The organism is Actinomycetota bacterium (assembly GCA_035765775.1).
In the GTDB taxonomy this organism is placed as follows: domain Bacteria; phylum Actinomycetota; class CADDZG01; order JAHWKV01; family JAOPZY01; genus DASTWV01.
In genome coordinates, this window is sequence record DASTWV010000059.1 from 241,683 (window position 1) to 264,980 (window position 23,298).

Consider the following 23,298-nt stretch of genomic DNA (forward strand, 5'->3'; position numbering starts at 1 on the left):
GCGTAGGATCGGCCCATGGCAGTGCTCCGGGTCGCGGGTCCCCTACGAGCGCTCGCCGGAGGGAACTCCGAGCACGAGGTGGAGGCCGGTACCGTGCTGGAGCTGCTGCGGCTCTTCGAAGACATCCACCCCGCAACCAGCGGCTGGATCCTCGACGAGCGGGGCCGCATACGGCAGCACATCAACGTTTTCGTCAACGCCGAGCTGGCGGTGGCGGCGACACCCCTGGCCACCGGCGACCAGGTGGACGTCCTACCCGCCATCTCCGGAGGAAGTCGCCATGGCCGAGCTGGTGATCGGTACCAAGAAGGGATTGTTCGTCCTGCAGGGCAGCCCGGAGACGGGCTTTGACATCACCGCCCGGGCATTCGCCGGTGAGCCGGTCGAGTTCGGGCGCCGGGATCCGAGGACCGGGCGCCTGCTGGCCTCGGTGACCTCGCCCTTCTATGGGCCCAAGATCTGGTGGACCGAGGACCCGGCGGGGCCCTGGACGCAGGCGTCGGGCACGGCCCTGCCGGAGGGCGGCGACGACGCCCTGGTACGGATCTGGAGCATCGTGGTGGGCGAGTCCGAGGGCTTGGTGTATGCCGGCGGCGACCCGGGTGTGCTCTTCGAGAGCCGGGACGGCGGCGCCAGCTGGGCGGTCAACCAGGGCCTATGGGACCACCCCAGCCGGCCCTCGTGGGACCCGGGCGGCGGCGGGTTGTGCATCCACTCCGTCGTTCCGTGGCCCGGGGACCCGAACCGGCTGGCACTGGGGATCTCGGCGGCGGGCATCTGGCTGACCGATGACGGGGGCGCATCCTGGCGCCCGAGCAACCGGGGCATCGTGCCCCGCTACCTGCCCGAGGAAGCGCGGCCGGACGCCCGCCAGATCTGCGTGCACAACCTGCAGCGGGCACAAGCTCGCCCCGAGCGGCTGGTGATGCAGTTCCACGGCGGCGTCTACCGGTCGGATGACGCCGGCGAGAGCTGGGTGGACATCGGGGCCGGGCTGCCGTCCGACTTCGGCTTCCCGGCGGTCGTGGACCCCGCCGACCCGGACAGCGCCTTCGTCATCCCGATGACCGCCGACACCGACCGGGTGATGCCCGACGGCCGGCTCCGGGTCTATGAGACCCGCGACGCCGGGGAGACCTGGACCGCCCGGGGCGAGGGGCTCCCCGACCGGGACACCTACCTCACGGTCCTGCGCCAGGCCTTTGCCCGCGCCGGCGAGGGGCAGGGGCTCCAGCTCTACTTCGGGGCCACATCGGGCGAGGTCTTCGGCTCGGGCGACGCGGGCGCCACCTGGACGACCGTGGCCTCCCGCATGCCTCCCGTGTTCTCGGTGACTGCCACCGCGTGACGGGGAACAGCGTGACGGGGAACAACGAGCCCGGCAACGGCGAGCCCGGGAGCGGCGTGGCGGCAGGCCCCGAGCGCCTCCTCGACGTTTGGCCCTACCACCGGGCCGAGCCCCGGGCGGCCGGGCGGCCGCCACTGCGGGCGGAGCGGGGCCCGCACGACAAGCCCTGGGGGATCTGCCTGTCAGGCGGCGGGATCCGGGCGGCGTCGATGGCTCTGGGGGCTCTCCAGGCGATGGACCGCCGGGGCATGCTGACCGGCGAGCAGCACGCCACCTACCTCTCGGCGGTGTCGGGCGGCTCGTACGCCGCCGGGGCCTACACAATCCTGGCCCGCCAGCTCCAGCCCCGGGAGGGTGACCCGGCAGACCCGCCCCACCAGGAGCCGCCGATGGCGGATGTCCCTCCCTTCGCCCGCCTCGACCGGGCGGGCTCCGACCCCTCCCGGGCCCGGCTGCCCGCCACACCGGAGGAGCGCTACCTGGTCGACCACACCCTCTACCTGGAGCACGGCCCGGGGGGCGCGCCCGGGGCGCTGTGGCATCTGACGATGGGCATCCTGGTCAACCTCGCCCTCCTGGTGCTGACGACCGACGCCGTCGCCCGCCCGGCCGGCTGGCTCGCCGGGCGCCTGCACCCCGCAGCACTGGGCCAGGGCGACCACGTGCACGCGATCTCGATCCTGCCCTGGGAGTGGATCGTGCTGGCGGTGCTCGGGGGCCTGGCGGTGCTGGCCGGGGTGCTGTCGGTGCTACGCCCCTCGGGCGAGGAGACCCGGTGGCTGGGGCGGGCCTCCCTCGGCCTCCTCAACGCCGCGCTCGTCTGGCTGGTGATCATCGGGTTCCCCTTCGTGCTGGTGGCGGTGCGCTGGCTGCTGGACCCGGCGGTGGCGACGCAGCGGGTGGGCCAGACGACCGCCCGCCTCGGGGTCGCCGCCAGTGCCGGCGGTGGCCTGAGCCTGGTGGTGGGCCTTGCCCAGATCCGCCGCCTATGGGCCGGGCGGCCCAAGCTGAGCGACCTCCCCACCGGCGGGGTCCGCGGGTTCCTGCTGAGCCACAAGACTGCCATCCTCAACGCCGTCGCTTCGGTCGCCGGCCCCCTGCTGATCGGCGCCACGTTCGCGGCCCTCGCCACCAGTGCGGCGGGGGCGGCGGCGCACGGCGGCACGCGCTGGGGGACGGACATCGAGTGGTGGATCTTCCTGGTCGTGGTGCTGGCGGGGCTGTGGCTGGTGGGCGATCTCAACGCCTGGTCGCCGCACAGTTACTACTACGAGCGCCTGGGCTCGGTGTTCGCCGTCGGCCGGCAGGCAGCCGGGCGGCCCGACCCCCGGCTCCGGGGCTCCACCGACCCGTCCAGCCTGGTGACCTGGCACGGCGAGCCGGTGGGTGCCCTGCCCTGGAACCTGGAGAACCCGGGACTCCAGCTGGGGCGTGCCCAGCCAGAGCGCTTCCCCGAGGTCCTCATCTGCGCCTGCGCCAATGTGAACGACTACGGGTCGATCCCGACCGGGTTCAACGCCACCTCGTTCGTGTTCTCCAGCCGGATGGTCGGGGGCCCGTTGGTGGGGGCGGTGCCCACCGATGAGTACGAGGCGGCCCTCGGGGGCCTGGTGATCAACCTGCCGGAGGCAGTCAGCATCGCCGGGGCGGCGGCCGCCCCGGCCATGGGGAAGATGACCCGGGGTGCCCTCCGGTTCGTGCTGACGGTGGCGAACGTGCGTCTCGGGGTCTGGATCATCAACCCCCGCCACCTCAAGGACCAGCACGGCGGCAAGCGGTCGCCTGCCTTCCCCCGGCCCACGTACCTCTTCCGGGAGATGTTCGGGCTCAACCACCTCGACGCCCCCTACCTCTACGTCACCGACGGCGGCCACTACGAGAACCTGGGCCTGGTCGAGCAGCTCCGGCGGGGCTGCCGGTGGGTCTTCTGTCTCGACGCGGCGGGCGACGCGGTCACGAGCTTCCACACCCTGGGCGACGCCCTGGCCATCGCCCGGTCCGAGCTGGGCGTCGAGATCGACATCGACCCGGGGCGGGCGATGGCGCCGGTGAGCGACCTCCGGCCTGGCGACCATCAGCCCTGGGTGGCGCAGGCCTGGTGCACGGGAACGATCCACTACCCGGGCCAGGCCGAGCCCGGCACCCTCGTGTACGTCAAGGCCGGAGTCCCGTCCGACGCCCCGTGGGACGTACGGGACTATGCCGAGGCCCACAGCCAGTTCCCCACCGACCCCACCCTCGACCAGCTCTACGACGCCGGCCGGGTGGCGGCCTACCGGGCGCTGGGCGAATTCATCACCGACCGGGCGCTCGACGACGTGTGGGACGAGTTCTCGGCCTGGCGCGGTGGCCCGGCGGGGGCCGGTATCTGAGAACAAAAGAGGGCCCGCCGCGGCTTCGAGCGGGATAGCCCCTAGGTCCGGGCCACCGCCAGGTCGAGCCTGCCGGCGCCCCACCGGCGCGGGCTGGCAGCCCTGACCCCAGAAAACGGCGCTACATTGGGTCGCTCATGGCTCCCCGCCGTCGCGGCCCCCACCGCACCCCCGTGCTCACCGTCTTCGTTGCGCTTGCCCTGCTTGCCGCGGGGTGCGGGGCCTCGAAGAAGTCCGCCGCCCGGCCCCCCACCCCGACGCCCACCCCTACGCCGAGCGTCAGCCCCGTCCCCAGCCCGACCCCGAGCCCGAGCCTGGGCGGCCCCAGCACCGCGCCCAGCACGGCGGCCAGCCCCGCCCCGGGCGGCGGCTTCGGCGGGCTCGCCGTCCCGGCTCTTACCTGGCACACCTGCACCGCCCCGTTCCAGTGCTCGTCGATCCAGGTGCCGCTGGACTGGTCGAAGCCCACCTCCGCCCCCACGGTGACGCTGTCGCTCATCCGGCTCCCGGCCTCGGGGGCCAAGAGTGAGCGGATCGGCTCGCTCTTCGTCAACCCGGGCGGCCCGGGCGCCTCGGCGGTGGACTTCGTGCGCAGCATCCAGTTTGTGCTGCCGGACTCGGTGCTGCGCCGGTTCGACATCGTGGGCTTCGACCCCCGGGGGATGGGGCACAGCCAGCCGATCAGCTGCCTGAGCGGGCCCCAGATGGACGCCTTCCTGGCCTCCAACCCGGCGCCGAGCACTCAGGCGGACATCGACGCCGTCGTGGCGGCGGACAAGCAGTTCGACGCCGGGTGCCTGGCGGCTGCCGGCAGCGCCTTCCTGGCGCACATCGACACCCTGGACGCCGACCGGGACATGGACTTCATCCGCGCCGCCCTGGGCGACGCCAAGCTCACCTATGTCGGCTACTCGTACGGCACGTTCCTGGGGGCGGAGTACGCCAACCTGTTCCCCACCCACGTCCGGGCGCTGGTGCTGGATGGGGCGGTGGACCCGGCGGTCGGCGCCCTGGCCTTCGACGCCCAGCAGGCACAGGGCTTCGACAACGAGATGGGTCAGTTCTTCGCCAGCTGCGCCTCGGGCTGCGCCTTCGCCAACGGCACCAACGTGAGGGCCGCGTTCCAGGCCCTCGAGGCCAAGGTCACGGCCAACCCGCTGAAGGTGGGCAGCCGCATGCTGAACCAGGCGCTGTTCCTGGACGGGGTGGCCGATGCCATGTACCAACCCGCGGAGTGGCCCACCCTGGCCAGCGCTCTCCAGGCTGCCAGCAACGGCGACGGGGCCAAGCTGCTGGGGCTGGCCGACGAGATCACCGACCGTTCCTCCAACGGTACCTACGACGCCCTGACGTCGGCGGGCCCGGCGGTGGACTGCGTGGACAGCACGTACCCCACCGACGTCGCCACCTTCCAGGCCGACGCCCAAGCGGCCGCCGCCCAGGCCCCCATCTTCGGCCCGGCAATCGTGTGGAGCAGCCTGGTCTGCGCCTTCTGGCCGGTGCCTCCGGTCATCACGCCGGCCCCGGTGCACGCCATCGGAGCCCCACCGATCATGGTGGTGGGTACCACCGGGGACCCTGCCACCCCCTACCCGCTGGCCGTCTCCCTGGCGTCGGAGCTCAGCTCGGGTGTGCTGCTGAAGCACGTCGGGCAGGGCCACACCTCCCTCGGGCAGGGGAGCGACTGCGTGACCAACGCCGAGGCCACCTACCTGATCTCGCTGTCGGCGCCGGCCAACGGCGCCTCCTGCGGCAACGGCGGCTCGCCCACCCCACCCGCCGGCGGCAGCGGGGTCAGTGCCGCCTACCGGCCGGAGCCACGAACTAGACCGAGCGGTACTCCTCGTCGGTGACCGGGCGGTCATCGCCCCATTCGGTCTTGCCGCCCGGGTTGACCGCCAGGTGCATCATCACGCCTCCGGCGTCGGCGCCGTGCCAGTGCCACTCGTTCGGGGCGGAGTAGACAACGTCGCCGGTGCCGGCCATCTGCGTCGAGCCCTCGACCCCCACCCGGGCCGTGCCCGCCAGCACGAAGAGCGCCTGGCCCCCCGGGTGCCGGTGCCAGTTGGTGCGGGCCCCGGGCTCGAAGACCACGCGGTACAAGCGCATGCCGTCGTCGCCCGGCTCGTCGAGCAGGGTGTCCAGGTGGACCCGGCCGGTGAAATGGCCGCCGCCGAAGGCCGACGTGACGGCGTCGCTGCGGTGCACCTCCATGGGGAACCTCCTCTGTGTCGTCGGTGGACGAGCTAGTTGTTGCGGGACCGCAGGGCATTGGCCGCCGCGGTCAGCTGGGGAGCCAGTTCCGGGCGGGCCTCCGCCCGCCGTTCCAGTTCCCGGGCGGCGTCGCCGAAGCGGCCCTGGAGCTCGATGGCCCCGGCCAGCATCAGGGCTTCGGCCACCCCGGCGCCCGGGAGCGCGAGCTGCATCCGGGCCACCCACTCCAGGTCCCGGCCGGCCCGCCGCAGCTGGTAGATCGAGGCCAGGTTGGCCAGCATGCGGCCCAGGATGGCCTGCGCCCCGACCGCCTGCAGCAGGTGGGACCCGAACTCGATCTCGGGCCCGGCGCCGGTGGACTCCCGGAAGCGGGCCTCGCAGCCGGCCTCGGTGAGGACCGCCCCGCCGGCGAAGGCGTCGAGGTACACCCCGCTGTGCGGCACCCGCAGGAGGAAATGCCCGGGCATGCCGACGCCCTCCAGCGCCACTCCGGCCCGCCAACCCACCTCCATGGCCAGCACCGACAAAGAGATCGGGATCCCGACCCGCCGGGCCATGACCCGGTGCAGGAAGGAGTTGGCCGGGTTGTAGTAGTCGGAGGTGGCGCCCCGCAGCCCCAGCTCGGCGAACAGGCGATGGCGCAGAGCGTCCAGGTCCCCGATGCCGTCCGCCCACACGTCGAGCTGGCCCTGCCAGGGCTTGAGATCGATGCCCGGATCCCCCGCCTCGGCGATCAGGAACGCTCCCGCCCCGAGGTCGACATCGGCCGGCGGCAGCGCCACCAACGCGGCGAAGCGCTGGACTGCCTCCAAGGTTGCCTCCCACGACGGGGCCACAGACGCATAGTATCGAGAGCCATGGAGGAAACCCCGTTCCGCCTCGACCCGCCCTCCGGCCCCCTGCCGGGCTCCCTGTCCGATGCCGATGCCCCCGGCCCGACCGAGCAGGTCCACAACGTGGGCAAGCTGCTGCGGGTGGGCGGGATGCTGCGCGAGATGCTGGACGAGACCCGGCGGGACTCCCTCGACCAGGACGCCCGCCAGCGGGCGGTTGCCCTGCTCGGGCGCTGCATCGCCGAGCTCAAGGAGGCGATCTCCCCAGACCTGCAGGCCGAGCTGGACCGGGTGAACCTCGCCTTCGGCACCGAGCCCCCGTCGCAGTCCGAGCTGCGCCTCACCCAGGCCCAGCTGGTCGGCTGGTTCGAGGGTCTGTTCCACGGCATGCAAGCCACGCTCATGGGCCAGCAGATGGGCTCGATGATGGGTCAGGGGCCAGGCGGGGTGCCGCACCCGCTGCGCCGTCCCGGCCCCCCCGGACCCGACACCCGGCCGGGCCAGTACCTCTGATGGCGCTCGACGAGGCGGCCGCGGCGGCCGCTCAGGCGGGCCTTGACCCGGCCTGGGAGCGCGCCGGCACCGCCTCCATCCGCCGGACCTTCTCCTTCCCCAACTTCGTGGATGCCTTCGGCTTCGCCACCCGCATCGCCCTGCTGGCGCAAGGCGAGAACCACCACCCCGACCTGGAGGTGGGCTGGGGCCGGGTGTCCGTGACCTTCAGCACGCACTCGGCCGGGGGCCTGACCGACAACGATTTCGCCATGGCAGCGAAGGTGGACGCCCTGCGCTAGGTGCGGGTCGGGTCGGGACGGCGCCACCTCACACGGCGAAGCGGAAGTGGCACACGTCACCCTCGGCCATGCGGTACTCCTTGCCCTCCAGGCGCAGCACACCCTTCGCCTTGGCGGCGTTCCACGACCCCGCCGCCACCAGGTCGTCGTAGCCGATGATCTCGGCCCGGATGAACCCCCGCTGGATGTCGGAGTGGATCACCCCGGCTGCCTCGGGGGCGGTCGCCCCCCGGCGGACCTCCCAGGCCCGGGACTCGGTGTCCCCGGTGGTGAGGAAGGTGATCAGGTCCAGCAGGCGGTACACCGCGTCCACCACCCGTCCGGCCACCGGCTCGGCCACGCCGTAGGCGGCGAGCAGGTCGGCGGCCTCGCCCGGGTCCAGCCCGGTGACCTCGGCCTCCAGCGCGGCAGCCACCGAGAACCCGTCGGGGGCGGGCGAGTCCAGGCCCCCCTCGTCCACGTTGCGCACCACCACCGCCGGCTTCAGCGTCAGCGGGGCGAGGCCGGCGAAGGCCCGGAGCTCCTCGGGCTCCCAGACCCGGGAGCGCAGGGGCTGGCCGCCCTCGAGGTGGGCCATCCCGGCTTCCAGGAAGGGGATGTCGGCCCGGGCGGCCGGGTCCTTGCGCGCCCGGTTCAGGCGGGTCTCGAACGGGCCGAGGTCGGCCAGGATCAGCTCCTCGCCGAAGGCGGCGATCTCGGGGGCGGGGTCCTGGCCCCCGAACGCCGGCGCCACCACCATGAGGGCGTCCATGGTGCGCAGCTCGGCGAAGGCGGCCGCCGAGCTGCGGGCAGCGGCGTGGACGTCGGCCACCTGGATCTGGATCGGCACCCGCTTGCGCGAGCTCTCCATGGCCACGAGGACATCCAGGCGAGGGTCGGGGACATCGACCACGCCGACCTCGCCCCGGGCGCCGCCGCCGGTGATTGCGCGCCAGAGCGTCGTCTTGCCGCCGCCGGGGGGACCGGTGATGCCGACCGCTTTCACCGCCGGGAGGATACTGGAGCCCATGCCCCTGCAAATCACCGACGACGCCGCCACCGTGCTCGAGCGCGCCTACGACGCCGCCGCCCGCTTCAACCCCTCGGTGAAGCTGCGGGTCTCCCGGGTGGGCCCCCGGGTGGACGTCGGATTCGCCGACCACCCGTCGCCGGGCGACGAGGTGGTGCTGGTGGGCGACATCATCGTGTTCGTTGAGTCCGGGATCACCGGCACCCTGGACGCCGTCAAGCCCCACGACCACCTCACCGTGCGGGAGCATGGGTGAGCCCGGCCAACCACGTCGCCGTCCGGCCAGCCCGCGCGGAGGAGTACGAGGCAATCGCCGCTCTCACGGTCGCGGCGTACGCCGAATACCAGCCCCTCCTAACGGCTGAGCAATGGGATGAGTACCGCAGCGACCTCGCCGACATTGCAGGCCGGGCGCAGCGCGGCACGGTGTTCGTCGCCGAGGATGCGGGCGGCGCCCTGAGCGGGGTCGTGACCTACTACCGCCATGTGGCGGACGGGCCAGACGGGCCCCGCGGCGACTGGTGGTGGTGGCCGGCGGACTACGGCTACATCCGTGCGCTGGCGGTCGATCCCGCCGCCCGGGGGCGGGGCGTGGGGCGGGCCCTCATGGAGGCGTGCTTCTCCGAGGCCCGCGCCACCGGGGCGGCCGGGGTGGCACTCAACACCACCCCTGCCATGTCGGCGGCGAAATCGCTGTATGAAAGGTTGGGATTCCGGATGCTGCCACCGGCGGAGGGGCACCTTGACTATGGGGGTTTCCATTTCTTCTCATATGTCCTGGATTTGTCCATAATCCCGCCCGCTTGATAGAATTAGAACTAGACTGCGGACATGCGGAATACCGTTGCGGAGCGGCGCAAGGCGTTGGGACTCACCCAGACCGAACTGGCGCTTGCCAGCCGGCTTTCTCGCCCGCTGATCAGTGCGGTAGAGACCGGCCGCCACGTCCCCAGCGTCAAGGCGGCCATCGCCATCTCCGAAGTCCTGGGCGGCACGGTCGAGGAAATCTTCGGCAGCAGCGAAGCCCAGGAGGTCCACGTCCCGGCCCTGGGCACCGCCCCGGCGGGCACGGTGCCCGTGATGGTGGCGCGGGTGGGCGACGTCTTGTCCTACCACCCACTGGACCACGGCGGCGCCGCGGCGACGTCCTGGGAGAAGGCGGACGGCCTCTACGTCAACGGCCGGGTCGAGCTGTTCCCCGACGCCGATGCCTCGGGCTTCGCGGTCGCCGGCTGCGAGCCGGCCCTCGGTCTGGCCGCCGCGCTCCTGCCGAAGTCGGGCCCGCAGCGACTGGTGGCGATGCCGGCCACCAGCGGCGAGGCCATCGATGCCTTGAATGCCGGCCGCATCCACGGCGCCGTCACCCACGGGCGCCCCGGGCACCTGCGGCGCACCGCGCGCCCGGTGCGGCGCTTCGTGCTGACCGGCTGGCGGGTGGGCCTCGCCTCCCGGGTCGGGCTGCCCGCCGAACTCGAGCAGCTCGCCAGCGGCCAGCTCAAGGCCGCGACGCGCGATCCGGGTGCCGAATCGCAGAAGGCGCTGGAGCGGGCGCTGACCCCCTACGGAGGCGTCGCCAAGCTCAGCGGTCTCTCGGCCTCGGGCCACCTGGACGCCGCCCGGCGGGTCTCGGAGGGCCTGGTGGACGTCGGCATCACCATCGAGGCGGCCGCCCTGGCCTACGGTCTGGTCTTCGCACCGCTCGAGGAGCACCGGGTCGAGTTGCGGGTGTCCGATGAGTGGCAGGACCATCCGGGTGCCCACGCCCTGCTTGAGCTCTTCTTCTCCGACAACTTCCGGCACCGCCTGAAGGCGTTGGGCGGCTACGACCTCAGCCAGGCGGGTCCGGTCGCGTAGCCCTTCGCCTTTTCGATCGACCCCGCCGAACTCGTCCCGTAACCCACTGCCTACCTGCTAGATCGCCTGCTCGGAAGCGAGTAACCTGGCGGGCATGTCGCAGAACGGACACCCGGCAGGGGGGATCGGGCCGGGGGCCGGGAAAGGCATCCGCCTCACCAACCTGCACAAGTCCTTCGGGCCGGTGCACGCGGTGGCCGGGGTCGACCTGACCATCGACGCCGGCGAGACCGTGGCGCTGCTCGGCCCCAACGGCGCCGGCAAGTCCACCACCATCGACATGCTGCTCGGCCTGCTGGCGCCCGATGCCGGCAGCGTCACCATCTTCGGCACGAGCCCGTCGGACGCGATCCGGCGGGGGGCGGTGGGCGCCATGCTGCAGACCGGGTCGCTGCTGCGGGACCTGAGCGTACGGGAGCTGGTGACCGTGATGGCGTCGCTCTACCCCAACCCGCTGCGCGTGGACGACGTGATGGCGCAGGCGGGCATCGCCGATATCGCCGACCGCCGCACCCAGAAGCTGTCCGGCGGCCAGACCCAGCGGGTACGGGCCGCCATCGCCCTGGTCTCGCGGCCCGAGTTGCTGGTGCTCGACGAGCCGACGGTCGCCCTGGACGTCGAGGGCCGCCACGACTTCTGGGCCTCGATGCGGGGCTTCGCCTCGGCGGGCAACACGGTGGTCTTCGCCACGCACTACCTGGAGGAGGCCGACGCCTACGCCGACCGCATCGTGCTCATGGCCCGGGGAGTGGTCGTGGCCGACGGCCCCTCGACCGAGATCAAGTCGGCGGTGAAGGGCCGGACGATGCGGGCGACACTGCCCGAGGTGGGCGTCGATGCCCTGAGCGCGCTGCCCGGGGTCGCCACCGCCGAGCGCCGGGGGGAGGCGGTGATCCTGCGCTGCCCGGACTCCGACGCCACCGTCCGGGCGCTGCTGGCCGCCTACCCGCAGGTGCGGGACCTGGAGATCACCGGCGCCGGCCTGGAAGAGGCGTTCATGCTGCTGACCGGGGAGACGGAGGCGGAGACGGCCTCCGGGGGCGTCGCCGGAGGGGCCGCATGAACCTGACCTACCTGCGTTACGAGATCATCCGCACCTTCCGCAACCGGCGGTTCTTCATTTTCTCGCTCATCTTCCCCCTGATCCTGTTCCTGCTGATCGCCGGGCCGTTGCGCGGGAACCACAACTTCGAGGGCACCGGGATCTCCGCCGCCACCTACCTCATGGTGGGCATGGCCGGCTTCGGAGCGATGGGGGCGGCGATCTCGGGCGGCGCCCGCATCTCGGCCGAGCGCCAGGTGGGCTGGAACCGCCAGCTGCGCATCACGCCGCTCAGCACGCGGAACTACTTCCGGGCAAAGATCGTCGCCAGCTACCTGATGTCGGTGCTGTCCATCGGCCTGCTGTACGCCGCCGGGCTGTCGCTCGGGGTGCACATGCCCGCCGGCGACTGGGTCCGCATGACCTTCCTGATGCTGGTCGCCCTCGCCCCCTTCGCCGCCCTGGGCATCGTCGCCGGCCACCTGCTGACCCCCGACGCCATCGGGCCGGCCATGGGCGGCGCCATGGCACTCTTCGCCCTGATCGGCGGCTCGTGGGGGCCGATCGTGAAGGCGGGCAGCTCCATCGCCAAGGTGGTGAAGCTCATCCCGTCCTACTGGCTGGTGCAGGCCGGGCAGGCGGCACTGGGGGGCAAGGGGTGGGCCACCGAGGGGTGGGTCGTGGTGGCCGCCTGGACGCTGGGCCTCGCCGTGCTGGGGGGCAAGGTCTACCAGCGGGACACGAAGAAGGTCTAGCCTCGCCGGAGTCGTCAATCCCAGTGGGTGGGCCGTTGGCACCCGGCAGGGATCCGGGTACGGGTATCGCCCCGGGCAGAATCGATCTGGGACTGGGTGACAAATAGGCAGGCCCCGAGCCCGGCCCCGCGCAGGTCGGCCCCGCGCAGATCCGCGCCCGTGAGATCGGCGGCGCCGAGGTCGAGTCCCTGCAGGTTGGCCCCCACCAGGAGCGCCCCCCGCAGGCTGGCGTTGCGGAGATCCTGCCGCCGGAGGTCGGCCCCCATCAGCAGTGCCCCCCGCCGGTCGGGCCCGAGCCCCCCGCGGGCGCCCCTGACGACCACGCTCACCGCGACCAGGGTTTCGTTGACCCCGCGCCGGTGCGCGTCGAGGTCGAGCGCCACCAGCCTGGCTGCGTCTCCGGAAGCCATCGTTTCTGTTGCTTCGCGGGCCTCAGCCAGGCGCGGCGCGAGGAGCTCGGCGCCCGGCAAGGCCTCGGCGCCGGTCAGCGCCTCGGCCTCCGTGAGGTACCAGAGCAGCTCGTGGAGCTGGCGCATGACCCCGAAGGCGGCGAACATCTGCCGGGCGGTCCCCGGGGCGCTGCGCCAGTCCCGGCCCCCGAAGGTCGCCTGCGCAATCCGTTGCCCCGCCCCGAAGCAGTCGTAGGCGGCGCACCCCGGGAACCCCTGGGCGCGCAACGATGGGTGGATGGCGCAGCGGTGATCCGGGGCCAGGTTCGGGCACGGGCGCCCGGCGGGCTTGTCGAGGGCAAAATCGGCCGAGACCGAAAAGGCCGGTGCGACGCAGCACAGCCCGAAGCAGCGGCTGCAGTCGGGGCGGAGCTCCGTCCTGCCCGAGTGGCCTTCCACGGACGGGGGCATGGCGCCCAGCGTACTTGCGGCCGGATCCGTCGACCGACCGAGTCACGCCTCACTTCTGTAAGCCCGGCTACTGCGGGCCCTCGGCGTCGTCGGGACGGCTTCCTGCCAGCAATTTTTCTCGAAAAGATGTGCAGGGTCTCGCCCGCGAGCCCCACGCCGATGGTCGTCCGCGTCTCGGACCCTCAGCCGGTAAGAGGGCAGCAGATGCAGGCTTTCCAGGCGGCCGCACTGCCCGCACAGCCCAACTCCGCCGCCGCATACTGGCCCCAACCACACGAGCCAGGTGCCCACCGCGCAACCCACATCACAAGGAGGAACCGCATGGAAAGCGCCCTGCACGACCTGCTGATGCACCGGTCCCTGACCGACAGCGCCCTCATGGAGGCCACCGCCCAGGCCGCCGACTTCCGCATCCTGCCCACCGTGAGCGTGGTCAAGATCGGCGGCCAGAGCCTGATCGACCGGGGCCGGGCTGCGGTCTACCCGATCGTCGAGGAGCTGGTGGAGGCCTCCAAGCGCCACAAGATCCTGATCGGCACCGGGGCCGGCACCCGGGCCCGCCACCTGTACGCCACCGCCGCCGACCTCGGGCTGCCGACCGGTGTGCTGACCGACCTGGGCACCGCGGTCGCCGGCCAGAACGCCGAGATGCTGGGCTACCTGATGGCCCGGCACGGCATCAGCGTGGTGGGGGTCGGCGGGTTCAGTGGGCTCCCCCTGCACCTGGCCGAGCGCAACGCCGCCATCTTCCCCGGCATGCCGCCCTACGACATGTGGCAGCACGTGCCGCGCGAGGGCATCATCCCGCCTTACCGCACCGACGCCGGTTGCTACCTGGTGGCCGAGGCCTACGGGTGCCGGTCGATGATCTTCGCCAAGGACGAGGACGGGCTGTTCACTGCCAACCCGAAGCGGGACGACTCGGCGACCCTCATCCCCGAGATCACCGTCAGCGAGTTGCTGGCCATGGACCTGCCCGATCTCGTCGTCGAGCGGCCGCTCCTATCCCTGCTGGCGAAGGCCCGCCATGTCCGCCAGATCCAGGTGGTCAACGGGCTGAAGCCGGGCTCGATCACCCGGGCACTCGACGGCGAGCACGTCGGCACCATCATCACGGCCGGCTAGGCCGCACCGACAACCCCATCAAGGAGGGATCCCCAATGAGCGAAGCACTGCACGTCGAGTCCGCCCTCATGCGCCAGACCCTGCTGGACCGGGACCTCGTCGCCCCGGCGACCGCCCGCCCTGTCATCCGGCTGCTGCCCAACCTGCACGTCGTGAAGATCGGCGGCCATTCGGTTTTCGACCGGGGCCGGGACGCCATCCTCCCGGTGGTCGACGAGCTGAAGGGCGCCATGAAGGAGCACAAGCTGCTGATCACCACCGGTACCGGCATCCGGGGTCGGCACGTCTTCGAGGTGGGCCTCGACCTCGGCCTGCCGACCGGCGTCCTGGCAGGCCTGGCGTCAGTGGACGCCGAGAAGAACGGCCACATGCTTGCGGCCCTGCTGGCCGAGGAGGGCGTCGTCTACCTGCCGCACCAGAGCGTCGGCCACCACCTGCCGGTCTTCCTGGCGGCGGTGCCGGCCGTGGTCGCCAACGGCTACCCGCCCTACGGGCTGTACGAGTTCCCCCCCGAGGTCGGGCGGATCCCGCCCCACCGGACCGATGCCGGGGCCTTCCTCCTCGCCGACGCCTACGGCGCGGCGAGGCTGGTGTACGCCGACGACGTGGACGGCATCTTCACGGCCGACCCGGCGACCGACCCGGGGGCGACCCTGATCCCGCAGGCCACCGCCGCAGAGCTGCAGGGCCTGGCGACGCTGCCGATTGACCGGATCGTGCTGGAGCTCATGGCCTCGGCCAAGCACATCAAGCAGATCCAGGTGGTGAACGGGCTGCGGCCGGGTGCCATCACCAGGGCGCTGGCGGGCGAGCACGTGGGAACGATCGTTACTGCCGGTTAGGTCTGGTCAACAGGTCATGCGCCTAGTGGTCGGCGGGTAGCTCGATCATCACGCTCGTCGATTTCACCGCCGCCACCGCCAGCATCCCGGGCTCCAGGCCGAGGTCGTCCGCCGCCTCCCGCGTCATGAGGGAGACCATGCGGAAGGGCCCGGCCTGGAGCTCGACCTGGGCAGCGACCCCGTCGCGCACCACCCGGGTGACGATGCCCGTCAGGTGGTTGCGGGTGGACTGCACCCGGAGCCCCTCGATCTCGTGGGTGCCGGAGGAGACGAAGCGGGCCAGCTCGGCCCCGTCGATCATGCGTTGCCCGCCGCCGGTGCGCTCGGCGGGCAGCTTGCCGGCATCGACCCAGCGCCGCACGGTGTCGGCGCTCACGCCGAGGACCTCAGCGACCTGACCGATCCGGTACTGGGGCACGGGGCGACTCTACTGAAACGTGCAGAAATCAGCGAACTGGGGTGGCGCTTCGCTGCACGGGATCCGGGGCTGGTTCAGCCACAGCCCATACCGTGATGTGGCCCGGGGGCAGGGAAACGTCCACCAGATCCCCCGGACGTACCGACGGAGCGGTCACCGAGCGTGCCCGCAACTCGGGGCCCACCCCGTCGCCCAGGCGCAGCACCAGGTCGCTCACCGCCCCCATGTTCACGATGTCCAGGACCCGCGCCCCGTAGCGCGCCCCTCTCTGCAGCCCGTCGAGCGCCACGTACTCAGGGCGGATCGACCAGAGCACGGCACTGCCGGGGCTGAGGCCAGGAGTGGGCACCGAGATCGTCACACCGTCCACATCAATGCCGCCGTCCGCCCCCACGATGCCCTCCCGTAGGTTCTGGATCCCCAGCAGGCGGGCCACCTGGGGCGACGCCGGGCGGGCGTAGACCTCGGGCAGGGGCCCGGCCTGCAGGACCCGCCCGTGATCCATCACGATGACCTCGTCCGCCAGCAGGGCGGCCTCCTCGGGGTCGTGGGTGACCAGCACCGAGGACAGCCCGGTCTGCAGCTGGAGCCGGCGCAGCTCCCGGCGCAGCTCGTCGCGCACCGGGGCATCGAGGGCCGAGAAGGGCTCGTCGAGCAGCAGCAGCCGGGGCCCCCGGGCCATCGCCCGGGCGACGCTCACCCGCTGGCGCTGGCCGCCTGAGAGCTGCGAGGGAAGGCGGTCCTCCAGCCCGGTGAGGTGCAGGGTGTCCAGCCACCAGGCGGCGACCGCGGGGTCGGCGTCCGGGGCGAAACGCAGCTGCTGCCACACGGTCAGGTGCGGGAAGAGGCCGGTCGTCTGGGGCACGTAGCCGATCCGGCGGGCCTCGACCGGGACCCGGTTGACCACCTCCCCGTCGTAGAGCACCGGGCCGCACTTCGGCCCCATCAGCCCGGCCAGGCACTTGAGCGTCATGGACTTCCCCGACCCTGACGCGCCCAGGATCGCCACCCGGAACCGGGTGGACTGGTGGGCGAGGCGCAGGTGGAACGAGCCGACCGCGGTGTCCAGGTCGAAGCCGACCGGCGTGTGCGGCGCGGGCGCCGGGGGTGTCGCCAGCGGCAGGACCGCCTTGCGGCGGTAGCGCACGCCGGGCCGGATGTGCTCCAGACCGACGAGGAGGGCGGCGATGCACAGGGCCAGGGCGGTGGGAGCCACGGTTGCGTCCAGGCCGACGGCCTGGAACTGGACATAGTTGAAGACCGGCAGCGTGTAGGGGTGGTAGGCGAGGATGACCGTGGCGCCGTACTCGCCGAAGGCCCGGAGCCAGGCGAGCAGCAGCCCGGCCCGGATGCCGGGAGCGGCGGCGGGCAGGCTCACCTGGAAGAAGCGGGCGAGCGGGCGGCGGCCCAGCGTGGCGGCGACGTCCTCGAGGGCGGGATCGGCCGCCTCGAACGCCGACCGGGCGGCGACGATCAGGAACGGCGCCGAGACAAAGCTCTGGGCGATGACCACCCCGGCCAGCGTCCCGGTCAGGTGCCCCCCGAACAGCCTCCCGACGGTGGTGTAGGGGCCGACGAGGAACAGCAGGAGGATGCCGCTCATCAGAGGCGGCAGGGCCAGGGGGAGGTAGACCGCAACCCCCACGGCCGTGGCGATCCAGCTCCGGCTGTGGGCCAGGGCGTAGGCGAGCGGGATGCCCGCCAGGGCGATCACCAGCACCGAGATGGTGGCGCTGGACGACGAGACCCAGACCGCGTCCCACAGCCCGGGCGTGCTGGGCAGGGGTGCCTGGTGGGACAGCCGGACCAGGAAGGCGAGGACCGGCACGAGCAGGTACAACGCCAGCAGCCCCCCCAGCCACATGAGGGGGCTGCGGGCTGCCCGGAAGTTCACGGGTAGGTCAGGGCATGACGCCGCCCTGCGATCACATACCCAACGCCGTGTTGAGACCCGCCGGTTCCCCGGTGCCGGTCACCGAGGGCGGGGTGACGAGCTGGAACTGGTCGGTGGTCATGAAGGCCTGGCCGGTCTTGCCGAGGAGGAAGTTGACGAAGGCCTCCGCCCCGGCCTCATCGGACGCCTTGTTCAGGATGGTGATGGTGTAGGTGGCATGCAGGGTGGAAGCCGGCCCGGTGAGCGGCACCGTCTTGATGCCGGACGCCTGCGCCTCGATCGTGTAGAAGAACGCGGCATCGAGCTGCTTGGTCTGCAGCTGGGCGACCAGCGAGGTCTCGTCGAAGACGTTGCCGGTGTTGGTGGCAGCGACCAGGGCCTTGAGCGCCGTCGGGTTGGACACCGCCGGCGACAGGCCGCCGGCCGCCGCAGTGGTGGTGACCGCCTGGGCGGCCAGGACCCCCTTCGGGTCGGTCTTCGGATCGGTCCGGCCCAGCTTGAAGCCGTTCAGGGTCACGGCGTTGTACCAAGGCCGGCTGGTGATCGCCGAGGCATAGGTGCTGCTGGGGTTGTAGCCGAGCACCAAGCCCGACGTGGCGATGGTGGCATACCACGAGACCCAGTTGCCGTTGGCCGACCCCATCAGGGAGGCGTTGGGGGCGGCGGCGGCGGAGAGGAAGACGTCGCCCTGGTACACGCCACTCTTGATGCCGCTGGCGAGGGCGGTGGAGCCGGCGCCTGTGCCGTTGAATTTATAGCCGGTGGCCGCCTGGAAGGCCGGTCCGATCTGGTTGGTCATGAGGCCGGCCAGCGAGCCGGCGTACAGCACGTTGACCGGTTGGCCGTTGCCGTTGACCGCGGTGGGGCTGGCAGTGGTCCCGCCGCTGGGCGTGGAACCACCGGTCGAGTGGTTGGTGCTCTTGCTGCACGCGGCCAGCAGCAGGACGAACACGGTGGACAGCACCGCCGCACGGCGCGCCCGTGAGGTGGACTGCTCCATTGCTCGGGATGCTCCTTCCCTGTACGGACTGGTCGTCGAGCCAGCATCCGCGTTCCGGCGCGCGCGAGGTCTGGCCCTCGTCTGGACCATCCTGCCATCCCGTGGGGACCGATGTCCAGCGTTTGCAGCCTTGCTGGGGCAAATCGGCTGGATTTTGCGAGCTAGGACCCGGAAATCTCCTGGCGAACGCCAGGTTGCAGGGAGTCGAGCAGACGGGCAGAGGCCTGCGTGATCTCCTGGACCGCCGCCTCGAACGCTGCCGTGTTGGCCCGGGAAGGTGCCCGGTAGCCACTCACCTTGCGCACGTATTGGAGCGCAGCGGCGTGGATCTCCTCGGGAGTGGGGTCAGCACCCCGGAGCGTCTTGATACTGCGGCACATGGGGTTCAGCCCTCCTCAGCTGCGATCTGGTCCGGGTCGGCGGGCGGGGCGGGGGCGAAACGGCTGGCGGTCTCCATCAGCACCCCGAGGGCCTCGAAGACCTCATCGAGCTCGGGGTTCTCGCCGGCGGGCATGTTCACGATGCAGCGCAGGACGGTTTCGTCCAGCACCGCCTCGTAGGGCTCAGCCATGGCTATCGCCTTTTCCGGGTCGGGGGCCCCGATGCCAGCCGAGGCCACCCCCATGGCGGCGAAGTTCTGCGCGTACTGCGGCATCTGGTTGTACCGCGAGGCCTCGGCGGCCACCCGCATCCCGGCGCCCTGGCCGAGGGCCACCCGCACGTAGGAGGCCACCTCGGGCTCCGGCGCCCGGAGGCCGGCGAGCCGGTTGGCCGCCCCTTCCCGGATCCGTTCCCGGGCCCAGGCGATGCGCTCCGGGTTCATCCAGTTGAGGAGCACCAAGTCGGCCACCTCGCCCCCCATCCGGCACATCTTCGGCCCCATGGCGGCCACCCCGACGGTGAGGTCGGGCGCGAGGTCGCGCAGCTCGCCGACCGCCGCCCGGACCTGGTTGACCGTGGCTTTCATCCCCGCCCCGAGGACCACCACGAGGCGCTCGCCCGCGGCCCCGCGGGCTGCCCCGTCAAGGGCCTGGGCGATCACGGTGGGAGGCCTGCGGTCCACCGCGACCGCCCCCACCCCTACCCGGATGTGCTGCGCCGCCTCGAGCATCGCGGTGGCGCACGCCAACCCGTCGCCCGGTGGGGCGTCGTTGGTCCAGACCGTTCGGTAGCCGAACTCCTCGGCGCTGCCGGCGATGGTGGCGACCAGCCCGAGGTCACCGGTCGACGGGAAGGCAAAGCCCCGCACCGGGGCTGTGGGCGTCGTCATAGGAATCCTTTCCCGCCTCTGGGGTTGTGCGCCCAGTATCCACCGGTCCCGGAACTAGCCGCGTTCCTGCCGCAGGGCCGCCAGCACCTCCACCTCGATCCGGTCCTTGGGCCGGGCCGCAGCCCGCTTCATCCGGATGAGGTCGTCGAGATCGCAGACCGGGACCACCAGGCCGTCCCCCAGGTCGAAGGCCACGGCGTGGGCGTCGAGCTCGCCGAAGCCTTTGACGCCCTCCGGAACACCGAGGGCGTCGAGCGAGCCGGCAGTGGTGGTGAAGGTGAAGTTCTGGCCCCGGCCGAGCGTCTTGGCGTCGAGGTGGAAGGGGAGGTCTGGTTCAGCCCCGCGCAGCGTCGCCCCGAGCTCGGTGAGGGCGGCGGCGAGCCGGGTAAGGTTCTCGGGGTCCCGGGCATAGCAGACGTCGAGGTCATTGGTCATGGTGGGGGATCCCCAGAGCCGCCCGGCCACCCCACCGATGACCACGAAGCGCACCTGGTGGGCCTGCAGGGCGCGCAGGGCGGCGAACGGGTCGAAGCGCGCCGGGGCGGCGGTCACTCGACTCGGCGGGCCCGGTCGAGGCGCTCCAGAACGGGGGACTCGTCCATCAGGGCCTCCAGCCGCTGCGCCGGGGTCAGGGCGAGCAGCTCCCCGATGGCGGTGCGATCGATGCCCGCCCCAGGTAGGGGTGCGGTGGCCGGTGTCGCTGCGGGGGCGGGGGCCGCCTGCAGGGCCTGGCCGCATGCCTGCAGCAGGCGGGCGAGGGTGGCCACCCGCGGGTCGGCGTGCCCGGACTCGATCCGGGCAATGGTGGGCTGGGCCACCCCGGTGGTGGCGGCGAGTGAGCGCTGGCTGAGCCCGGCCCGCCGCCGGGCCTGCCGGAGCATCTCGGAGGCGTCCATCACCCATACGATAGCGCAAAGGCTATCGGGGAGGGCCAGTGGCCCGGCCGTCACATGTCGACGCTGAGGCCCCCTCCGCGTGCGCGGGCCGCCTGGAGAATCAAGGCCGCCGCGGCGGCATCTTGGACGGCGACGCCGACCGACTTGTACAGGGTCAGCTGCTCATCATCGATGCGGCCGGTGGCCTGCCCCGCGGCGATCTCGCCGATCTCGGTGGGTATGTAGTCGGCGCCGATCAGGCCCGCTTCGATGGCTCGGCGCAGCTCCACGGCTCCTGATGGCGGTGCGCCCAGCGCGGCCGCGCGCGACTCGACGACCACGAGGGCGTCGCGAACGGTTTCGCCGTCGATCTCGCCTGCCCCGGCGGTGTTGTAGCCGACCGAGTTGATATGTGTGCCGGGCCGCAGCCATGCGCGGCGCACGACCGGCGCGTCGGCGTGGGTGGCGACACAAACGATGTCGGCCGAGCGGACGGCGTCTTCGATCGACGACGCCGGTTGTGCTGCGACGGCGGCTTCGGCAAGGTCGTCGATGAGTCGGGCGACCTTCGACCGGTCGCGCCCGGCGATCTGCACCAACTTGACCTGGGGCAGCCGGATCAGCGCTCGGGCATGGGTGCCGGCCTGTACACCCGTCCCGATCACCGACACCACCTCAGCGTTCTTGCGGGCGAGCAGGCGGGCGGCCAACGCCGAACCGGCAGCGGTGCGCGTCGCGGTCACATAGGTTCCGTCCATGACGGCCAGCGGGCTGCCGGTAACAGGATCGAAACAGCAGATCAGCGCCTGGTGGGTAGGTCGATCGGTATTCTCAGGGAACAAGCTGACCAGCTTGGTGGTCAGCGCCCCCGCCGAGGGCAAGAACGCCGGCATTGCCGCGAGCATTGCCCGTCGATCCGTAACGCTCGCCGCCACCCGCGAGGGCATCGACGCCCGGCCTGCGCTGAGATCGACCATGGCCGCCTCTACCGCGCCGACCAGCTCATCGAGGTCGAGGAGAGCGGCAACATCATCGGCGGACAACACGAGCATGCGTCAGACCTCCACGCGGTATCGGCAGGTCAACTTACCGTCTGGGGATCGAGCCGCCCCCCCCTTGTTGGTGGAGTAGTACAGCTGGTGGATGTACCACTCCACCAACTATGGCCCGTACAGGCGCCCTACGGCTCCAGGGCGTGGCGGACGAAGGTCACCAGCTCCTGCTCCCGCTGGCGCAGGGCGGTGTGGCCGCTGGCGTCGCCTGCCACCGCCCGCAAGGTGCCCGCTTCGGCCAGGGTGCCGACGACGGCGGTGTACAGGGTGAAGAGCAGCAGGCCGGGGTCCTGGCGGCGGAACTCGCCCACCTCCATCCCCCGCTCCAGGAAGCCGATGGCCGCTTTGCGGAAGGGCTCCAGGGCGTCGGCGATGCGCTGTACCACCAGCGGGCTGCGCCGGGCGGCCTCGCGGATGAAAAGGGGGAACTCGGGCCAGTGCTCGGCGAGGCGGAACAGCGTGCGGATGACGAACTCCACCCGATCCAGGCCCTCGTCCCGGCTGACCAGCACCTTGCTGAGCGAGCGCTCCAGGCCTTCGATCAGGGCGTCGACGCAGGCGTCGAAGAGGTCGTCCTTGGTGGGGAAGTAGTACAGGAGGGTCTGCTTGCGGACCCCCGCCGCTTCGGCAATGGCATCGAGGGTGGTGGCCTCGTACCCCCGATCGCCGAAGGCGCGCAGCGCCTCCCGCACCAGCTCCTGATGCCGCTGCTCACGGGGGAGGCGGCTCACGGCTCCTCGTCGTCCCCCGCATCGAAAGCCTCCGGGCCCTCGCCCGGGAACCCGCCGGCCAGCAGCTCGCCGGCGGACCAGGGCGCCTCGTGGCTCCACTCGTCCTTCTCCGGCTCCCACACCGAGCGGGCGTGCGAGCGGCGGGCGGGCCGGGAGCCCTCCCACATCCGCCGCCACTGGGCGACCTGCGGCCCGCCCGGGTCGAGCAGCTCGCCCTCGGCCCCGGCCCGCAACGTCTGCCACCAGCCGGTGCGGTCCTCCTCGATGACGGCGCCCAGCCCCAGGCGCAAGCGGTCGCTGAAGGACTGCGGCCGCTCGCCGTCCTCGGCCCAGATCGGCGTCCCGAACCGCACCCCCACGGGCGGCCGGCCGGGCTTGGGCCACGAGCGGCCCCGGGGCATGGCCTGGTAGGTGCCGGTGAGGGCGACGGGGACGACCGGCACGCCGGCCTCGATGGCCAGCCAGGCGGCGCCGGTGCGGAACTGGCCGATCCAGCCGTCCTTGGTGCGGGTCCCCTCCGGGAAGAGGACCAGCGACCAGCCATCGGCCAGCAGCTTGCGGGCCAGGCGGGCGGAGCGCAGGCCCCCACCCCGGGCGATGGGGAAGGCGTTGAAGAACAGCGTGGTGGCCACCGAGCGGTACCAGACATCGAAGAAGTAGTCGGCCGCCGCCCCGACGGCCGCCTTGCGCCGCCACTCGGTGGGCAGGCTGGTGACGATGGTGGCGGCATCCAGGTGGCTGGAGTGGTTGAGCACGAAGATCACCGGCGGCTTCAGCGGCTTCAGGATGTCGGCGCCGGTGATCTCGACGTCCACCTCGTAGTTCAGCACCGGCCCGAGCGCCCAGCGCTGGGCCACCTCCCGGGCGGCCTTGCCCAGCGGGGTGCGGATCCAGCTGGTGGGGAAGTCGTGCGGAGCGGTCAGCTCGCGCTCCACCGAGGCGGGGACCAGCGGCCGCCGGGTCCAGCGCCAGCCCCGGGCCACCTGGCGGACGTCGTCCGCTATGCCCAT

Annotated in this window: 27 protein-coding genes; 13 read left to right on the forward strand and 14 right to left on the reverse strand. The window is 72.1% G+C overall.

The genetic code is table 11. The features are described from left to right. The first annotated feature begins 15 nt into the window (after positions 1-15). The 4 genes from VFW71_14915 (at position 16) to VFW71_14930 (ending at position 5,573) form a co-directional block, all read left to right on the forward strand. Positions 16-351 carry a MoaD/ThiS family protein gene (locus tag VFW71_14915; protein ID HEU5004051.1) on the forward strand — a complete coding sequence of 112 codons (336 nt, stop codon included), beginning with the start codon at positions 16-18 and terminating at the stop codon, positions 349-351. Continuing rightward, on the forward strand, positions 281-1,348 hold the full coding sequence (locus tag VFW71_14920) for an exo-alpha-sialidase (protein HEU5004052.1): 1,068 nt from the start codon (positions 281-283) through the stop codon (positions 1,346-1,348). Before VFW71_14915 ends, VFW71_14920 begins: the two co-directional genes overlap by 71 nt. Positions 1,349-1,359: 11 nt before the next feature. After that, positions 1,360-3,720 (forward strand): hypothetical protein, encoded by a 2,361-nt coding sequence (locus VFW71_14925; GenBank protein ID HEU5004053.1) that lies wholly within the window; start codon positions 1,360-1,362, stop codon positions 3,718-3,720. Positions 3,721-3,857: 137 nt separating this feature from the next. Further along, complete coding sequence (locus tag VFW71_14930; GenBank protein HEU5004054.1) at positions 3,858-5,573, forward strand: alpha/beta hydrolase; 1,716 nt, start codon at positions 3,858-3,860, stop codon at positions 5,571-5,573. Here the strand turns inward: VFW71_14930 and VFW71_14935 are convergent. Together VFW71_14935 and VFW71_14940 are read right to left on the reverse strand one after the other, a co-directional pair. Further along, positions 5,545-5,934, reverse strand: a complete 390-nt coding sequence (locus VFW71_14935; protein ID HEU5004055.1) for a cupin domain-containing protein — start codon at positions 5,932-5,934, stop codon at positions 5,545-5,547. The genes VFW71_14930 and VFW71_14935 overlap by 29 nt on opposite strands. A 32-nt stretch (positions 5,935-5,966) precedes the next feature. Further along, positions 5,967-6,770, reverse strand: coding sequence for a transglutaminase-like domain-containing protein (locus VFW71_14940; protein ID HEU5004056.1), 804 nt, complete (start codon positions 6,768-6,770; stop codon positions 5,967-5,969). Between the two features lie 21 nt (positions 6,771-6,791). Between VFW71_14940 and VFW71_14945 the strand changes: the two genes are divergently transcribed. Then, positions 6,792-7,280, forward strand: a complete 489-nt coding sequence (locus VFW71_14945; GenBank protein HEU5004057.1) for a proteasome activator — start codon at positions 6,792-6,794, stop codon at positions 7,278-7,280. Then, positions 7,280-7,561 carry a 4a-hydroxytetrahydrobiopterin dehydratase gene (locus VFW71_14950; GenBank protein ID HEU5004058.1) on the forward strand — a complete coding sequence of 94 codons (282 nt, stop codon included), beginning with the start codon at positions 7,280-7,282 and terminating at the stop codon, positions 7,559-7,561. The genes VFW71_14945 and VFW71_14950 overlap by 1 nt, the downstream gene beginning before the upstream one ends. Positions 7,562-7,589: 28 nt before the next feature. Here the strand turns inward: VFW71_14950 and VFW71_14955 are convergent, their stop codons facing one another. Next, the gene (locus tag VFW71_14955) at positions 7,590-8,570 is read right to left on the reverse strand and encodes a DUF933 domain-containing protein (protein HEU5004059.1); all 981 of its coding nucleotides are present in this window, start codon (positions 8,568-8,570) and stop codon (positions 7,590-7,592) included. Between VFW71_14955 and VFW71_14960 the strand changes: the two genes are divergently transcribed. The 5 genes from VFW71_14960 (at position 8,569) to VFW71_14980 (ending at position 12,221) form a co-directional block, all read left to right on the forward strand. Continuing rightward, entirely contained in the window at positions 8,569-8,826 is a 258-nt protein-coding gene (locus VFW71_14960; GenBank protein ID HEU5004060.1) for a hypothetical protein, read from the forward strand. The two genes, VFW71_14955 and VFW71_14960, sit on opposite strands and share 2 nt — an antisense overlap. Continuing rightward, the gene (locus tag VFW71_14965; GenBank protein ID HEU5004061.1) at positions 8,823-9,377 is read left to right on the forward strand and encodes a GNAT family N-acetyltransferase; all 555 of its coding nucleotides are present in this window, start codon (positions 8,823-8,825) and stop codon (positions 9,375-9,377) included. The genes VFW71_14960 and VFW71_14965 overlap by 4 nt, the downstream gene beginning before the upstream one ends. 24 nt (positions 9,378-9,401) lie before the next feature. Further along, positions 9,402-10,424, forward strand: coding sequence for a substrate-binding domain-containing protein (locus VFW71_14970; GenBank protein HEU5004062.1), 1,023 nt, complete (start codon positions 9,402-9,404; stop codon positions 10,422-10,424). Positions 10,425-10,518: 94 nt separating this feature from the next. Further along, a complete protein-coding gene (locus VFW71_14975) occupies positions 10,519-11,487 on the forward strand; it encodes an ABC transporter ATP-binding protein (GenBank protein HEU5004063.1) in 969 nt (322 codons plus the stop codon). Next, positions 11,484-12,221, forward strand: coding sequence for an ABC transporter permease (locus VFW71_14980; protein ID HEU5004064.1), 738 nt, complete (start codon positions 11,484-11,486; stop codon positions 12,219-12,221). Before VFW71_14975 ends, VFW71_14980 begins: the two co-directional genes overlap by 4 nt. 14 nt (positions 12,222-12,235) lie before the next feature. Here the strand turns inward: VFW71_14980 and VFW71_14985 are convergent, their stop codons facing one another. Beyond that, positions 12,236-13,081 (reverse strand): pentapeptide repeat-containing protein, encoded by an 846-nt coding sequence (locus tag VFW71_14985; GenBank protein ID HEU5004065.1) that lies wholly within the window; start codon positions 13,079-13,081, stop codon positions 12,236-12,238. A 321-nt stretch (positions 13,082-13,402) separates the two neighbouring features. Here VFW71_14985 and VFW71_14990 point away from each other — a divergent pair, with 321 nt between their 5' ends. Both VFW71_14990 and VFW71_14995 read left to right on the forward strand, forming a co-directional pair. Next, complete coding sequence (locus VFW71_14990) at positions 13,403-14,206, forward strand: uridine kinase (protein ID HEU5004066.1); 804 nt, start codon at positions 13,403-13,405, stop codon at positions 14,204-14,206. A 35-nt stretch (positions 14,207-14,241) separates the two neighbouring features. Continuing rightward, positions 14,242-15,048 carry a molybdenum storage protein subunit alpha gene (locus VFW71_14995; protein HEU5004067.1) on the forward strand — a complete coding sequence of 269 codons (807 nt, stop codon included), beginning with the start codon at positions 14,242-14,244 and terminating at the stop codon, positions 15,046-15,048. A gap of 22 nt (positions 15,049-15,070) precedes the next feature. Here VFW71_14995 and VFW71_15000 read toward each other — a convergent pair whose 3' ends face one another. The 10 genes from VFW71_15000 to VFW71_15045 form a co-directional block, all read right to left on the reverse strand. Then, positions 15,071-15,466 (reverse strand): TOBE domain-containing protein, encoded by a 396-nt coding sequence (locus VFW71_15000; protein ID HEU5004068.1) that lies wholly within the window; start codon positions 15,464-15,466, stop codon positions 15,071-15,073. A 28-nt stretch (positions 15,467-15,494) separates the two neighbouring features. Next, positions 15,495-17,360: an ATP-binding cassette domain-containing protein gene (locus VFW71_15005; GenBank protein ID HEU5004069.1), complete on the reverse strand. Its 1,866-nt coding sequence runs from the start codon at positions 17,358-17,360 to the stop codon at positions 15,495-15,497. A gap of 31 nt (positions 17,361-17,391) precedes the next feature. After that, positions 17,392-18,360: an extracellular solute-binding protein gene (locus VFW71_15010; protein HEU5004070.1), complete on the reverse strand. Its 969-nt coding sequence runs from the start codon at positions 18,358-18,360 to the stop codon at positions 17,392-17,394. A gap of 161 nt (positions 18,361-18,521) precedes the next feature. After that, positions 18,522-18,740: a DUF2277 domain-containing protein gene (locus VFW71_15015; GenBank protein ID HEU5004071.1), complete on the reverse strand. Its 219-nt coding sequence runs from the start codon at positions 18,738-18,740 to the stop codon at positions 18,522-18,524. A gap of 5 nt (positions 18,741-18,745) precedes the next feature. Next, positions 18,746-19,630: an LLM class flavin-dependent oxidoreductase gene (locus VFW71_15020; GenBank protein ID HEU5004072.1), complete on the reverse strand. Its 885-nt coding sequence runs from the start codon at positions 19,628-19,630 to the stop codon at positions 18,746-18,748. Positions 19,631-19,684: 54 nt separating this feature from the next. Beyond that, positions 19,685-20,182: a hypothetical protein gene (locus tag VFW71_15025; protein ID HEU5004073.1), complete on the reverse strand. Its 498-nt coding sequence runs from the start codon at positions 20,180-20,182 to the stop codon at positions 19,685-19,687. Next, positions 20,179-20,526: a helix-turn-helix transcriptional regulator gene (locus VFW71_15030; protein HEU5004074.1), complete on the reverse strand. Its 348-nt coding sequence runs from the start codon at positions 20,524-20,526 to the stop codon at positions 20,179-20,181. The genes VFW71_15025 and VFW71_15030 overlap by 4 nt, the downstream gene beginning before the upstream one ends. A gap of 50 nt (positions 20,527-20,576) precedes the next feature. Further along, the gene (locus tag VFW71_15035; protein ID HEU5004075.1) at positions 20,577-21,557 is read right to left on the reverse strand and encodes an ornithine cyclodeaminase family protein; all 981 of its coding nucleotides are present in this window, start codon (positions 21,555-21,557) and stop codon (positions 20,577-20,579) included. Between the two features lie 128 nt (positions 21,558-21,685). Further along, positions 21,686-22,288: a helix-turn-helix domain-containing protein gene (locus VFW71_15040; GenBank protein ID HEU5004076.1), complete on the reverse strand. Its 603-nt coding sequence runs from the start codon at positions 22,286-22,288 to the stop codon at positions 21,686-21,688. Next, entirely contained in the window at positions 22,285-23,298 is a 1,014-nt protein-coding gene (locus VFW71_15045; GenBank protein HEU5004077.1) for a lysophospholipid acyltransferase family protein, read from the reverse strand. The genes VFW71_15040 and VFW71_15045 overlap by 4 nt, the downstream gene beginning before the upstream one ends.

What these genes read in the sequence shown, in the direction of transcription:
- VFW71_14915 (HEU5004051.1), top strand. Translation starts at nt 16, where the DNA reads ATGGCAGTGCTCCGGGTCGCGGGTCCCCTACGAGCGCTCGCCGGAGGG.
- VFW71_14920 (HEU5004052.1), top strand. Translation starts at nt 281, where the DNA reads ATGGCCGAGCTGGTGATCGGTACCAAGAAGGGATTGTTCGTCCTGCAG.
- VFW71_14930 (HEU5004054.1), top strand. Translation starts at nt 3,858, where the DNA reads ATGGCTCCCCGCCGTCGCGGCCCCCACCGCACCCCCGTGCTCACCGTC.
- VFW71_14935 (HEU5004055.1), bottom strand. Translation starts at nt 5,934, where the DNA reads ATGGAGGTGCACCGCAGCGACGCCGTCACGTCGGCCTTCGGCGGCGGC.
- VFW71_14945 (HEU5004057.1), top strand. Translation starts at nt 6,792, where the DNA reads ATGGAGGAAACCCCGTTCCGCCTCGACCCGCCCTCCGGCCCCCTGCCG.
- VFW71_14950 (HEU5004058.1), top strand. Translation starts at nt 7,280, where the DNA reads ATGGCGCTCGACGAGGCGGCCGCGGCGGCCGCTCAGGCGGGCCTTGAC.
- VFW71_14960 (HEU5004060.1), top strand. Translation starts at nt 8,569, where the DNA reads ATGCCCCTGCAAATCACCGACGACGCCGCCACCGTGCTCGAGCGCGCC.
- VFW71_14955 (HEU5004059.1), bottom strand. Translation starts at nt 8,570, where the DNA reads ATGGGCTCCAGTATCCTCCCGGCGGTGAAAGCGGTCGGCATCACCGGT.
- VFW71_14970 (HEU5004062.1), top strand. Translation starts at nt 9,402, where the DNA reads ATGCGGAATACCGTTGCGGAGCGGCGCAAGGCGTTGGGACTCACCCAG.
- VFW71_14975 (HEU5004063.1), top strand. Translation starts at nt 10,519, where the DNA reads ATGTCGCAGAACGGACACCCGGCAGGGGGGATCGGGCCGGGGGCCGGG.
- VFW71_14980 (HEU5004064.1), top strand. Translation starts at nt 11,484, where the DNA reads ATGAACCTGACCTACCTGCGTTACGAGATCATCCGCACCTTCCGCAAC.
- VFW71_14985 (HEU5004065.1), bottom strand. Translation starts at nt 13,081, where the DNA reads ATGCCCCCGTCCGTGGAAGGCCACTCGGGCAGGACGGAGCTCCGCCCC.
- VFW71_14990 (HEU5004066.1), top strand. Translation starts at nt 13,403, where the DNA reads ATGGAAAGCGCCCTGCACGACCTGCTGATGCACCGGTCCCTGACCGAC.
- VFW71_14995 (HEU5004067.1), top strand. Translation starts at nt 14,242, where the DNA reads ATGAGCGAAGCACTGCACGTCGAGTCCGCCCTCATGCGCCAGACCCTG.
- VFW71_15010 (HEU5004070.1), bottom strand. Translation starts at nt 18,360, where the DNA reads ATGGAGCAGTCCACCTCACGGGCGCGCCGTGCGGCGGTGCTGTCCACC.
- VFW71_15015 (HEU5004071.1), bottom strand. Translation starts at nt 18,740, where the DNA reads ATGTGCCGCAGTATCAAGACGCTCCGGGGTGCTGACCCCACTCCCGAG.
- VFW71_15020 (HEU5004072.1), bottom strand. Translation starts at nt 19,630, where the DNA reads ATGACGACGCCCACAGCCCCGGTGCGGGGCTTTGCCTTCCCGTCGACC.
- VFW71_15030 (HEU5004074.1), bottom strand. Translation starts at nt 20,526, where the DNA reads ATGGACGCCTCCGAGATGCTCCGGCAGGCCCGGCGGCGGGCCGGGCTC.
- VFW71_15035 (HEU5004075.1), bottom strand. Translation starts at nt 21,557, where the DNA reads ATGCTCGTGTTGTCCGCCGATGATGTTGCCGCTCTCCTCGACCTCGAT.
- VFW71_15045 (HEU5004077.1), bottom strand. Translation starts at nt 23,298, where the DNA reads ATGGGCATAGCGGACGACGTCCGCCAGGTGGCCCGGGGCTGGCGCTGG.